Below are 12,768 nucleotides of genomic sequence, written 5' to 3'. Positions count from 1 at the left end.
CACCTTTTGAGCCAATATTGGGATAGTTCACAACAGGGTTGATTGGACGGATAATCTCTTGGCTCTGAGTTGCGTCAATTGTTTGTTCAACTACAGATGTTTTCTTGAGTTTATCTTTGTTAACTGTCAGATTTTTTCGGTGTTTCGCCATGCTTCACCTACACAATCGCATCAATTTGTTGCTGATACTCAATTGACAGGTCATCGACTAAATCATTAACCAAGTGCAAATATTTCATCGTGGTTGTGATACTCGAATGTCCAAGCCGAGCTTGTAGGTACATCTGTAGTGGTACGCTGAATTTGGTCACTTAGTTAGAGGTGATATCATCACCTCATAAGTTAACAGGTGACACTATGACAAAACGTACAAGAAGACTATTTAGCGCTGAATTCAAATTAGAAGCGGCACAACTGGTTCTAGATCAGAACCACTCTGTGACAGAGGCTGCTCAAGCTATGAATGTTGGGAAGTCCACGATGGATAAGTGGGTTCGCCAACTAAAAGAGGAACGTCAGGGGAAAGCACCTAAAGCATCGCCGATGACGCCTGAGCAAATTGAAATACGTGAATTAAAAAAGAAGTTAGCTCGCCTTGAAGAGCATAATGAAATATTAAAAAAAGCCACGGCTCTGTTGATGTCGGACTCACTGAACAATTCTTGATAATCAAGAAACTCAAGCAGAGCCACAGCGTAAAAATATTATGTGAAGTGTTCAATGTTCATCGAAGCAGTTATAACTACTGGCGAAAACGTCCAGTAGAAATTGATGCCGAAACAGCAAAGCTCCGTAGTTTAGTTAGCGAGGCACATGCCGCAAGCAACGGTTCTGCGGGAGCGAGAACCATTGCTGACATAATAACGAGTCAGGGAACTAACCTGAGTCGCTACAGAGCAACGAAGTTCATGAAAGCCCTTGGTCTAGTGAGCTGCCAAGTGCCAAAACACAGGTATCGTAAAGCATCACAAGAACATATTGAGATCCCAAACCTCTTAGGCCGCCAGTTTGCAGTTACGGAGCCAAACAGAGTTTGGGTTGGTGACGTTACTTATGTTTGGACTGGCTATCGTTGGATGTACTTAGCCGTAGTTTTAGACCTGTTCGCTAGAAAAACGATTGGTTGGGCAATGTCATTATCGCCCGATAGTCGATTAACTCGTAAGGCTCTTGCCATGGCTTATGAGTCTCGTGGTAAACCACAGGGCGTCATGTTTCACAGCGATCAAGGCAGTCATTATACAAGCCGAAGTTATCGGCAATTACTGTGGCGCTTTCAGATCAAGCAAAGCTTATCTCGACGAGGAAATTGCTGGGATAATGCACCAATGGAACGCTTCTTTAGAAGCTTGAAGACGGAATGGATACCTACAGTAGGTTATCGGAGCTTTGCAGAGGCACAACAAGAAATTACTCGATACATTATTGGGTATTATTGCCAACTCCGCCCGCACCAATACAACGGTGGTTTGACTCCCAATGAATCAGAACGATTGTTCTGGTTAAACTCTAGGAACGTGGCCAATATCAGTTGACCACTACAATCAAGGGTTCAAACTTACTGCTTTTATGCTCTAACATTCCTTTCAGCATGTGCGTTGCGTAAGTATGCCTTAGCATGTGACAGTGATACGTGAAAGGGTAAATTAAGCGACTTGAGAGCCTTACCAAAAGCAGAGCCTTGAGAAGTCCACTCTTGACCATCAGACGTTAAAAACAAGCAATCTGATACCACTCCTGACTCTTGCTGCTTCTGAAAACGAGCCTCATTTACATAATGCCACAAGCCCTCCATCAATCGTGTCGGGATGTGTATCTTGCGCTCTTTCTCACCTTTGGTTCGTGAAATGTTGACCTCATAGTAAGCTCTGTTTCCAGTAGGCTTTCTTATTACATGTAAGGGAAACAGCAACAGTTCTTTTCGTCTAATTCCTGTCTGTAGACATAAGCGAACCATCAGCTTTAAGGTTGGATTTTCAATCGCAGATAAAAGCTCTCGCACTTCAATTACCGATAAAAACTGAGCTTTCTTCTCAAAGGTTTTCATCATCAAATCAGAGCTGTATTTCTTACCACCATTTCTTACTGTATGAGCCAAAAACTGCTGGCCTTTATTCACTGAAACGGATTCTAGAGAGTAAGGTAATGACTTAAACCACTTACCGACGCCATAAGAATAGAAACGCACTATCGTTCTTAAATGCTGATTGGTTGAATTTACCGACATGCCAAACTCACCAACACAAAGGTCACGATAAGCACTAACTAACATTTCATCTTCGCTGCTTTCTGAAATGTCTCGCCAATCCAAACTGTTCTGCTCACAGAATGTCAGGAATTGAGCTAGGTGATTGCCATACGTCCACCAAGTGTTCTCACTATTCACTCGGCCTCGTTTTAAGCACTCATATACCAAGAACTGCAACGCCTCTACACAAAGCATTCCTGATTCAATCCCTAGATCTGAATTATCAGTCTCCCAAGTTAGCAAAGGGAAGTTAGGGTATTTGACGCTTTCTATCTCAAAATCAGATGTGGATTTAATGCAAAGCATAACGGCTCACTTAAACTGTATATACATACAGGCTAAGTGCTAAGGTTATACTTCGCAAGAGATTAGGGTGATTTTTATGCATACGTTGACTTGTAACACGTTATTGGACATAACCTTCTTAGAGTAATCACTTAAATTAGGAAAATACGGATAACTTTAGGTATCTTAAAGTCGCTTACTGGGCGGTCCAGTCCCGCTAGTTCAAATCACATGCCCCGTCGGCACACTTCTAAACAAGAAATCATTTAGGATGGGTTGTGCTCTTAACATTTGACTGATCAGCTTTATTGCAAAGCCTAGATCCATAATTCCCTTAGCTACCACAGTGCCATCAAACTCAATACTATTGAGTAATCCCTATTTGGATACTAATTTTACAGAGGTGTCAAAAGAGAAGCCGTTTGCTTCGCCCTACATTCAACTAAACGGAGAGACGAGATGTTAAAAACATTTTTGGTGATTTATTTCAGCTTATTCGCAGTAATTCAAGCAAGTTACGCAACAGACATGGATAAATCTAAGGCAGAACAATCTGCAAAAACCCTAGAGGTTGCCCAAGCTTTTCTGTGGGCTGCTGGATCTGGGGATATGGAACAGTTAAGTACTCTAATGGCTGACGATTTTGTTTGGCATAATGAAGGAGATGGTTCTATTCCTTGGATTGGTAACTGGGAGTCTAAAGAAACAGTTTTAAATACCTTCTTGCCTCGCTTTGGTGCTGGATTAAAAACAACGAGCTGGACTACAGATTATAGTTTTGCCAACGGTGATCAAGCCGTCTTTATGGGGACCATGAGTGCTATCGCAAACAACACTGGCGCTGACACTGGAAAATTTAGTTGGGCTGTGCGCGTTCAAGTCGTCGATGGGAAAGTAAAGAGTTGGAACTGGTTTGAAGACAGCTTTGCTGTCTCAAAAGCCTATCACACAGAGAAATAACAACTCTGAACATGTTTGATTTTACTGAGAATTGGCTTAACACTGAGAGGCTACCTCTCAGTGTGTAATTTAAGTGATTAGGGTTCAAAATCATCAATCCCATGATATAAACTGGTAAAAAGCCCGATTCTTAAGGCATGAAAAGTCGCTTAACTTGATGCTCAATCTATCTGGAGCCGATCACAAATGCCGTGCTATCAAGACGCGCGGCATTTCTAACTGTAAATGACTGTAAAATCAATTGAATCAAGATGCCAACTTGATAGTTTATAAACATGAATTTTTTATGGCTTAACAACCTATCAGGCAATTGATTATGCAAACCCGTACATGGAAAGACAGTTTGGTAAAGACTCAGTATGTCATGGACATTCTACTGCTGGTCGGCTTTATCTTAGTCTGTATCCCCAAAGCAACAGGTGTAGCGGCTCACGAATGGCTGAGCCTTTTGTTTATTATTCCTTTGATTATCCACTTACTACTGCATTGGGACTGGATGGTATCTCTTCCAAAAAATTTCATCCACAAGCAATCTGCTAAAGATCGATTCAATGCGGTTTGGGATGCTTTGTTCTACTTGGTCATGCTGATGGCAACACTCAGCGGCTTCTTAGTTTCCGAAGCTTTGCTACCTCGGCTCGGTATGCCAGTAGAGATACTGCCTGTTTGGTCCAAGCTACATCATGACCTAGGAAACCTAGTGATGCCAATGCTTGGTATCCATCTCGCTCTGCACTGGCAGTGGATAAAAGGTGTGAGCAGAAAAATGAGACAGAAACACAACACTAAGGCAGGTGTATAATGAAATATCTCGTTTATCGTTGGAAACAGCGCTCTGCTATTGTCTTAATCATCTCGCTTATCATCTGTGCAGTAATGTGGACCCTAGAGCTATCAACTTGGGCAGAAACAATAAATAGTGAAGCAACCGAGCTTGCACTCGAAGAAGGAAAACGAAACCTATCTGGGTTAGCGGTTTTCGGCGTCTCATTTGCTAAGCTTACTGTGCTGACCATGGTGCCCGCCTTTTTGTGTTATGGCGTGTTAAAGCTCTCTGCTTTTATCTTCAAAAACCGTACACACGAAAACCAAAACAAGCCTACTCGGCAAGTCCACTAGTCAAACAATGTCTCAGCCAGTGCGTCAAACATTCGACGCGCCCGCTGTCAGTGAACTAGCTGGGGCAGGTCTGCCTTTTGCCATTCATTACTATTTGTATATCAAAGTTACCAAATCATCGAGACATAAGTTTGGATGCAAAAGTCACAATGGGGCACAAACGTTCTAGCTGTCATGTTCACGTTGATCGTATTGGCACATATCTGGACAGCTTAATAGCGCTTTTCTTACAGTTCAGTATTGATTGTGTAAGTTGCTTTGGAGATTTACCTGTTTCTTATATCAAACCAGTGACATAGTTAACAGATTGATATTGATTAATATACCTAATAAAAACGCGGAGTTATCATTCACCGATTACTTTACGTATTTCAGTAGGACATTCTCATGAAGTTAAATTTGGTTCTTAACCACACAAATCAAGTCGAGCGATCAAAGTTTGTAAATTGCATCGATAAGCTATGCCAAGACAGCAAAGGAGATTCTGATTTAACCAAACAACTCGAGAAAATCGATGGCCAACTTAAAGCAGCATCAGGCAATGAAATCACGCAATTATTTAGTCTAATTCAGACTCTTTTCCAAAAGCACCTAAAAGAACAAATCGCTATCGGCGGACCTCAAGTGTCTTTACTTATCAATATCCTAGTCAGAGATGGGAATTGCATTGCTACCATTCCTTGGATTGAAAATCTTTATGCCAAAGAATATACCGAAATTGATGAGCTAAGCCAAAGCCTCATCAAAGAGATTGAAGAAAATGACTCAAGCGACTTTGAGCGATTGAATCGCCTAGATATATACCGTGAGTGCATGAAAACAGCATTTAACAACGATTTAAGGTCTAATCGCACCGCAAAGATATCTGAAGATGAACGAAGCATCTTAAATGTCTTAGCTGAACGTCTAGCGCTTTCAAGAGAGGAAATTCATGCGATTGAACACTCTGTCGACCCAATTCCAGAACTAGGTATTGAAAGTGCATTAGAGTACCTTCGAGAAAACGGTGTCATCCTTATCAACCGCCGTCGCTCTGAAATTATGATTGCCGATGAAGTTATCGAATCTCTTCATGACGTTCTTGGCAAAGAGCTGCATGATAAATATGTCCTTCGCATTCTAAGGTCACTTTCTGATGCTGATCTTTCCAATATACTCAAAAACCACGGCTACAAAATTCGTGGCATTGAAAGACAAGACAAAATAACCACAATTTCGCACTCTGGCTTATCAATCAGAAGTATTTTAATGACAGATCTTCACGCTGAAGATGCCACTCAAAATCAGAGAAAAGAACGAATCAAGCAACTCATTGAAGATATGGACCTCGATATTTCAAGAATAGGGACAAGGCTACAAGACCGCATTGATGTTTTAATTGAACACCTAAGGTCCTCAGAAGAAGAAGAGTTTAACGTACTTAGTGTAAGTGGCTATAAAGAACTACTCGAAGCACTGTCTCAAAACGAATTAAATGTTGAAGATAGGATTCGAGCAGACTTCGAAATTGAGAACAAAGAGACGCTCGACCCTGAACGCCTCAAAGCACTAAGTATCACACCATTGGATATCCTTTATCTCTATAGTAATGATGAGATTAAGACTATCCGCAATGATATGAATTTGCCTCGACGTGGCAACCCTAGAAGCCAAATTATCGAGAGCTTTGCCAGTGCCAATGATCGACTCATCGAAAACTATCATCTTTTGGCCTGTCGTGACCTTCAAGGACTTCAATCAGCAGGTATTGATATCAAAGAAGCAGATATCGGTGTGAAATTTGAGGAGGCGACTCGTTCGATTCTAGAGCAACTAGGCATGACTGTTGATGAGGATTTGAGAAAAGATATCAACACAGCTAAAGACAAGGCTGACATCATCATTTCGTTAGAAAATGATGATGTTATCGTTGGTGAAGCAAAGTCATTTAAGAATGGACAATTTTCCAAATACTCTTCAACGTCTAGACAAGTTAAAGCATATGTTAAGCGCTGTGAAGCCAACGGGCATCGGGTCGCTCAAGTACTTATTGTTGCACCTGCATTTTCTGATGACTTTGTTGATGCAGCTGATATGGATACAGAGATAAACATTTCTTTACTAGAAGCTGAGGGATTACAGAAAATTCTAGCCGCATTTAAACAGCGTAGAAACCCCAATTTTTCACCTAAATTATTGACTAAAGGTGGGCTACTGAAAGCTGACTTGATCTCCAAATCAATCTAAACACTGTTTATTGTCCGTTGAGACCTAGGGGTTACCGCTAGGTCTTTAATTTCTCTATCATTTTAAATTCTTGATGAACTAGAGCCAGATAGTTCACCTTCGTTAAGTCTAATATTGAGGTATAGGCAAGGCCTGAAAAAGCTAGACATTCTACTGGCATGAGAAAAAGTCAGTCAAATGACGCTAAGCAGAAGTATACGGTCAACCCGTCGTAAGGTTTGGGGCAGATCTGAGCTAGCTGGCACTTTTTAGAAAAGTGCCATGAGTAAAACTTCAGGTCTATCAAGCCTCTGGACAAAAACGCGTTAAACTCAAAACTCTAATTCACTTAACTGATATTAGAAAAAGTATCTTGAAACCTTAAAGCTGAGAGGTTGATACGGCGACGTTGAACAATGAGTCTTAGATCTCTAATCAGTCACGTTAGTATGGGTGAAGCCTGAAAGTGATAGACTTAGAAAGCGTATTAATAATAACCAACAAAAGTCTGGTGAGTGTGTTACCTTGGTTGTTATCCCTACCGCTTAGTGGGGACTTCTTTTCTTTTCCGAACTCGCATCTCGGCACTCCTTAGTTGCCCTCCTAAGCCTCACCGCAGGCTTTAATTATGTCCATTTCAACCCAAAAGTTAAGAAACATCTTCAAACTCACTAGAATTGAAAATGTAGAAATCAACAACGACGTACCCCATTTCGCACCTTGGTTACCACTTGCTCAAAAAGTAAAACCTGTAATCCCTTCGGCGATTGTATATTGCGAAGGTAATTTTGGTAAAATTGATGGTAAAACCGCTAATGGGTTAGTGAGACATTCGTTAAGCTATCGTATTCTATCGGTTATTGATAGTGAGTCTGCTGGCTTAGATGCTGGTGAAGTTCTTGATAACAAAGCCAATGGAATACCGATCCTTGCTAATGCTGAAGAAGCTATCATTCACGCAGAAAGCATTCCTGATTACTTCATTTTTGGCATTGCGCCATCAAGTGGCTTTTTATCTGACTTAGATAAAAGCATCATTTTAAATGCCATGTCACTAGGAATGAACATCGTAAATGGCTTACATGAATTCCTAACCGATGATCCTCTATTTTTAGAAGCCAGCTTAAAGAATAACGTTCGAATATTCGATACTCGCAAACCCAAAAATAAAGGCGAACTGAAAACGTTTAGCGGGAAAATACACAACGTTAAATGCCCGAGAATTGCTGTAATGGGGACGGATTGCGCGCTAGGAAAACGAACAACAGCAACAATATTGGCGAATGAACTGACTAAAAAAGGCCTTAACGTCGTTCTGATTGCCACTGGTCAAACAGGCATTATGCAGGGCGCACAATACTGCGTTGCACTCGATGCTGTTCCTTCACAATTTTGTGCCGGTGAGTTGGAATCTGTCATTGTACAGGCCTATGAAAAAGAAAATCCGGATCTGATTATTATTGAAGGGCAAGGAGCCTTGAGTCACCCTGCGTTTTCAACCAGCGCTTTTATCTTACGTGGCAGTTGTCCAACGGGTGTGATACTGCAACATGCCCCTAAACGTTTATATCGTAGTGATTTTCCTGATTGCTCAATGCCTTCGATTGCCTCAGAAATCAATCTTATCGAAACGTTTTCTAATACCAATGTTATTGGACTAACACTGAATCATGAAGATATGTCGTTGGATGAAACACGTTGTGCGATAGACACTTACACTACCGAATTTGGTTTACCGGTTACTGATGTCTTGTCACAGCCTGTTGAACATCTACTGCACATCGTAACGTCAGCCTTTCCTATAATAGCAAGTAAACTGGCCGAAAAAGGGTGAACTACCCTAGGTTAGACATCGATTGTGGGAAAGTTCATCATAACGCTCAGTTCCTGATTTCTCAGCTCTCACTGAAAAATATATCCGTTACGCCTGTAACAAAAGCCTTCCTCGGCCACCCTATCATCGCACAAGTTCTTATTGATGCTGGCGCACCAATGTTAGCCGATTCAAGAATCGAAAATCTTCAAAAGATGACTGAATCTGGCATTTCTATCCCCAAAATGCTGATACGTACACCCATGCTCAGTCAAGTGGCGAGCGTAATAAAATACAGTGATATGAGTTTAAACTCTGAAGTTGAAGTGATTCAGAGGCTTTCACATGCAGCGGAACAACAAAATTGCCGTCACGATATTATTATTATGGTTGAGCTTGGCGATCTCAGAGAAGGTGTGATGCCTAATCGCGTGATTGATTTTATCCGTGAGATTATTTCTTTACCAAACATCACGATAAAAGGAATTGGTACGAATTTAGCTTGTCGGTATGGTGTCGCTCCAGATGATAAAAATATGAATATTCTTTCTGATCTTGCCGATGGAATTGAAGCTACATTTGGGATCAATCTAGAAATTATTTCAGGGGGTAATTCTGCTTCAGTTAACTGGGCTCTTCAGAGAACAGGCTTAACTCGAGTCAATCACCTTCGTATAGGAGAAGCAATTTTTTTAGGCTGTGAGCCTTTAGAGCACGAAAATATCAAAGGCTTACATACAGATGCGATTTCTTTGACCGCTGAAGTGATTGAATCCAAAATTAAACCGGCTTTGCCTTGGGGAAGTCGGGGGTTAAATGCTTTTGGTGAAAAAGAAAACCTTCAAGATAGAGGGGAGGTATCGCAAGCTATTCTGGCATTAGGCCGCCAAGATGTTTGTGTCGGCGGGCTTAAGGCTCCGAATGGGATTAAGATCATGTCTTCAACTAGCGATCACCTTGTCCTTGAATCCTCACAGAAACCACTACTTGTAGGGGAAAAAGTCACATTCAGTTTAGATTACAGTGCGCTCTTATCTTCTATGTCTTCACGTTATATCCATAAATATTTTAAGGCACCTAAAGGGAGAAGAAAGGAAGAAGGAGCGCATAATGCTACGAACAACTGTAATTCTCTTCGTCAGTGTCATGCTTAACGGTTGTCAGATAAGCCCAATAAAATCTAATGGACTTGCCGATTATAGAGCGACAGTTATTTCAAGCCAACTTCCACAAGAGTTAGGCTCAATCACACTCGTAAATGCTCAGTCAGAGGGCAATAGTGTCACTCTTGTTTTCATAAAAAAGAAAACTTTGAATATGGACCGCTTAGTAGAAAAAGTCGCCGTTAGTTTTTGTGACAACATCGAAATAAGACCACTATTAGAGAGTGGGATCTCTTATCGAATCATTACCTTAGGAAAAAATGAGAAAGTAGAAAGCCTTAACGTCATTTCTCTAGCTAAGTGCTCTAATTGAATGCTTAGCAGTCGAATGGATAAAAGCCAATACGAGTTGTTCAATGTACTCAATGACACTATTTTATTGAGGTTTGACCGCCTTACGCCTTGGGAAAAAACTTTATCACAGAGTTACACCATAAGGTCGTAACTAGACAACTCATTTCAATTAAACAAAAACAGCTTGCTTTAAAAATTTCAATGAAAGCCTATAAATCAAAGAAGAAAAACGCGCGTTCCAACGTTTAATTTAAGCTTGTGTATACCTAATCTGTTCAAGGTCCTCTAAACCTTGGACAGATTAGTAGTATTTGCACTTAACGTATTGAAAATAATCAAGTGTAGCGGTGAATGGGTAACAACTTTCAGCGTAATAGCAATTGAAACACCTAAGTATTTAGGTTCCTTTTCGATTAACACTCAGTACCTTCTGAAAGCAACAATGCATCTTCTAATTCAACCCCAAGATAGCGGATTGTATTATCTACCTTGGTATGACCAAGTAGTAGCTGCACCGCTCGGATATTTTTCGTTTTTGCGTAGACTAACGTCGCTTTTGTTCGCCTCATCGAGTGAGTGCCATACAAGTTAGGATCCAACCCCAGATTAGAAGCCCATCTCCTCACTAAGTATCGATAGTACGAATAGCTATTCGGTTGTTGCTTTCGCCTTTGGCTTGGGAAAATAAAATTGCTGTCATGTAGCGAAGCCATCAAAATCCATTTCATTAGACTCTGTTGAGTTCTTGTCGTTATCTCAAATTGAACTTCAATATCTGTTTTGCGCTGGATATGCTTAACGCGGTTAAATATCCTATCTTGCGAAGATACATCGCAAACTCTGAGAACGAGCAAATCACTTGCTCTAAGTTTGCTATCAATAGCTAAGTTGAGCAACGCAAGCTGCATCAAATTATTTTCAATTTCTAATCTGGTTCTGATCCGCCAAATTTCCTCAAGCCGAAAAGGCTTTTTGACGGTAAACGCCCCATGAACCTACAGGGCGATATTACTAATGTTTGAAGTTCCAAGGTAGGAGCGCATCGATATCTGGCTCAGCTTTCGCTAGCTCCTTCATGCACTTGACCATGTAATCGTAGAGGATAAGCCCATTGGCTTTTGCGGTCTCGACAATGCTATAAAGCATTGCGCTCGCTTCGGCGCCATTAGGGTTGGTCGAGAAGAGCCAGATGGTATGACCTTATATACTTAGACTTACCTACTGGTGCGTTTTTGGAGGTCATCAATATGGAATCCGTCAACTATTCTGCTTATATTGGACTTGATGTGCACAAGGACACAATTGCTGTTGCGATTGCAAGTCCAGAGCGGCAGGGAGAAGTTCGATTTTATGGGAATATTTCTTCAGCAAAAGATGCCGTTATTCGTCTAATGAAGAAGCTAATCAAGCTTCACGGTACGATCCTTGTCTGCTACGAAGCGGGCCCAACAGGCTACGGTCTATATCGATTGTTACTTAGCATGAACATAGAGTGTACAGTTGTGGCTCCTTCTAGAATACCTAAGATATCAACCAACAAGATCAAAAATGATCATCGAGATGCCGTCGCTTTAGCGAGGTTGTTAAGAGCGGGTGAGTTAGTTGATATCTGGGTACCCGACCTGACACATGAAGCTATGCGAGATCTTGTGAGAGCCAGAAGCTGTGCAAAGAAAGATACTAAAGTTGCCAAGCAGCGAATCCAAAGTATTCTTCTGAGAACGGGTAAAAAGTATGAAAAGAAAATGTGGACTGTCCGCCATCGAGTATGGCTAGCCAACCAATCTTTCCCCTTAGCTTCTCAACAAATAGCTTATGAGCACTATCGACAAAGCTTGGAGCAAATAGAAAACCGTATTGAGCAATTAGACCAAGAAATTGATAGGTTACTTCCTAACTGGTCACTTTATAACTTGGTTAATCAACTGCAAGCTCTAAAAGGTGTCGGACGTACGATTGCAATCTCCGTAGTGGCTGAAGTGGGTGATTTCTCCCGATTTAGTAATCCGAAACAAATAATGGCATTCCTTGGCCTAATACCTGGTGAACACTCAAGTGGTAGTGTGACTCGTAAAGCAGGGATCACTAAAGCTGGAAATGTTGAGTTAAGACGACTTTTGTATGAGGCAGCATGGGCATATAGAAACAATGCTAAGGTCGGTAGCTGGTTAACTGCGAATCGACCAGATAGTGTTTGCCAAGAAGCCAAAGATATCTCCTGGAAAGCTCAGCAGCGATTATGCTTCCGTTACCGAAGCTTGGTAGCTAAAGGGAAAAAGTCACAAATAGCAATTACTGCTGTTGCGAGAGAGTTACTTGGATTCATGTGGGACATTGCTGTCACCACTCGAAATCAGAGAGTTTAAAATTTGCTTGGAAGTGAAGAAGCTCAGGTGAGTAATCCTCGTCAAGAATTTAAGTCGACCACTTGGTTAGATACTAGCAGCCAGATAGAGGTAAACTCATTACGAAAACCATGTTGGGGCTAAAGATCCCCGAATAAGAGTATGTATAACCCAAGTTATTGCTAATTCACTTTCAGGCAATTCTAATGTTGAAAGCATGCCTCGTCTCACAGAGGAGAGAGAGGTTTTGTCGAAAAACTTGAAAAAGGTCATAAGAGTTTTTCCTGCCAATGACCAGCGGCTTAATTGCGCGCTCTGCGCGATTATTATCGATAG

Annotated in this window: 12 protein-coding genes and 2 pseudogenes; 10 read left to right on the top strand and 4 right to left on the bottom strand. The window is 41.2% G+C overall.

What is annotated here, in order from left to right:
• The first annotated feature begins 357 nt into the window (after positions 1 to 357).
• Positions 358 to 1,535, top strand: a protein-coding gene (locus tag AB4507_RS00070) for an IS3 family transposase (protein ID WP_102420178.1) whose coding sequence is annotated in 2 segments (ribosomal slippage) — positions 358 to 616 and positions 616 to 1,535 — 1,179 coding nt in all. Because the reading frame shifts where the segments join, the coding sequence is not laid out codon by codon here.
• Between the two features lie 32 nt (positions 1,536 to 1,567).
• Here AB4507_RS00070 and AB4507_RS00065 read toward each other — a convergent pair.
• A complete protein-coding gene (locus tag AB4507_RS00065; protein WP_372157279.1) occupies positions 1,568 to 2,554 on the bottom strand; it encodes a tyrosine-type recombinase/integrase in 987 nt (328 codons plus the stop codon).
• A gap of 438 nt (positions 2,555 to 2,992) precedes the next feature.
• Between AB4507_RS00065 and AB4507_RS00060 the strand changes: the two genes are divergently transcribed.
• The 8 genes and pseudogenes from AB4507_RS00060 to AB4507_RS00025 all read left to right on the top strand — a co-directional run bounded on the left by AB4507_RS00060 (position 2,993) and on the right by AB4507_RS00025 (position 10,336).
• Complete coding sequence (locus AB4507_RS00060) at positions 2,993 to 3,493, top strand: nuclear transport factor 2 family protein (RefSeq protein WP_130241165.1); 501 nt, start codon at positions 2,993 to 2,995, stop codon at positions 3,491 to 3,493.
• A 316-nt stretch (positions 3,494 to 3,809) separates the two neighbouring features.
• On the top strand, positions 3,810 to 4,295 hold the full coding sequence (locus tag AB4507_RS00055) for a DUF4405 domain-containing protein (RefSeq protein WP_371969230.1): 486 nt from the start codon (positions 3,810 to 3,812) through the stop codon (positions 4,293 to 4,295).
• Positions 4,295 to 4,612, top strand: a complete 318-nt coding sequence (locus AB4507_RS00050; RefSeq protein WP_372157277.1) for a hypothetical protein — start codon at positions 4,295 to 4,297, stop codon at positions 4,610 to 4,612. The genes AB4507_RS00055 and AB4507_RS00050 overlap by 1 nt, the downstream gene beginning before the upstream one ends.
• A gap of 387 nt (positions 4,613 to 4,999) precedes the next feature.
• On the top strand, positions 5,000 to 6,838 hold the full coding sequence (locus AB4507_RS00045) for a hypothetical protein (RefSeq protein ID WP_372070324.1): 1,839 nt from the start codon (positions 5,000 to 5,002) through the stop codon (positions 6,836 to 6,838).
• Positions 6,839 to 7,445: 607 nt separating this feature from the next.
• The gene (locus AB4507_RS00040; protein ID WP_016790224.1) at positions 7,446 to 8,651 is read left to right on the top strand and encodes a DUF1611 domain-containing protein; all 1,206 of its coding nucleotides are present in this window, start codon (positions 7,446 to 7,448) and stop codon (positions 8,649 to 8,651) included.
• Positions 8,648 to 9,784 (top strand): alanine/ornithine racemase family PLP-dependent enzyme, encoded by a 1,137-nt coding sequence (locus AB4507_RS00035; protein ID WP_372182031.1) that lies wholly within the window; start codon positions 8,648 to 8,650, stop codon positions 9,782 to 9,784. Before AB4507_RS00040 ends, AB4507_RS00035 begins: the two co-directional genes overlap by 4 nt.
• Positions 9,741 to 10,106 carry a type II secretion system pilot lipoprotein GspS-beta gene (gene gspS2, locus AB4507_RS00030; protein ID WP_016796828.1) on the top strand — a complete coding sequence of 122 codons (366 nt, stop codon included), beginning with the start codon at positions 9,741 to 9,743 and terminating at the stop codon, positions 10,104 to 10,106. Before AB4507_RS00035 ends, gspS2 begins: the two co-directional genes overlap by 44 nt.
• Positions 10,107 to 10,336 (top strand): annotated as a pseudogene (locus AB4507_RS00025) (hypothetical protein).
• A 164-nt stretch (positions 10,337 to 10,500) separates the two neighbouring features.
• Here AB4507_RS00025 and AB4507_RS00020 read toward each other — a convergent pair.
• Both AB4507_RS00020 and AB4507_RS00015 read right to left on the bottom strand, forming a co-directional pair.
• Entirely contained in the window at positions 10,501 to 11,037 is a 537-nt protein-coding gene (locus tag AB4507_RS00020; RefSeq protein WP_372182038.1) for a tyrosine-type recombinase/integrase, read from the bottom strand.
• A 61-nt stretch (positions 11,038 to 11,098) separates the two neighbouring features.
• A pseudogene (locus AB4507_RS00015) lies at positions 11,099 to 11,287 on the bottom strand (transposase domain-containing protein); the annotation flags it as partial.
• 47 nt (positions 11,288 to 11,334) lie between these two features.
• Here AB4507_RS00015 and AB4507_RS00010 point away from each other — a divergent pair.
• Positions 11,335 to 12,453 carry an IS110 family transposase gene (locus tag AB4507_RS00010; protein ID WP_017070419.1) on the top strand — a complete coding sequence of 373 codons (1,119 nt, stop codon included), beginning with the start codon at positions 11,335 to 11,337 and terminating at the stop codon, positions 12,451 to 12,453.
• A gap of 172 nt (positions 12,454 to 12,625) precedes the next feature.
• Here AB4507_RS00010 and AB4507_RS00005 read toward each other — a convergent pair whose 3' ends face one another.
• On the bottom strand, positions 12,626 to 12,739 hold the full coding sequence (locus AB4507_RS00005; RefSeq protein WP_372182037.1) for a hypothetical protein: 114 nt from the start codon (positions 12,737 to 12,739) through the stop codon (positions 12,626 to 12,628).
• Positions 12,740 to 12,768 lie beyond the last annotated feature (29 nt).

The sequence above is a fragment of the Vibrio sp. 10N.222.54.A3 genome (genome assembly GCF_041474095.1).
In the GTDB taxonomy this organism is placed as follows: domain Bacteria; phylum Pseudomonadota; class Gammaproteobacteria; order Enterobacterales; family Vibrionaceae; genus Vibrio; species Vibrio crassostreae_C.
Note: the sequence above shows the minus strand (reverse complement) of the source record. Positions and strands in the feature narration are given on the sequence as shown.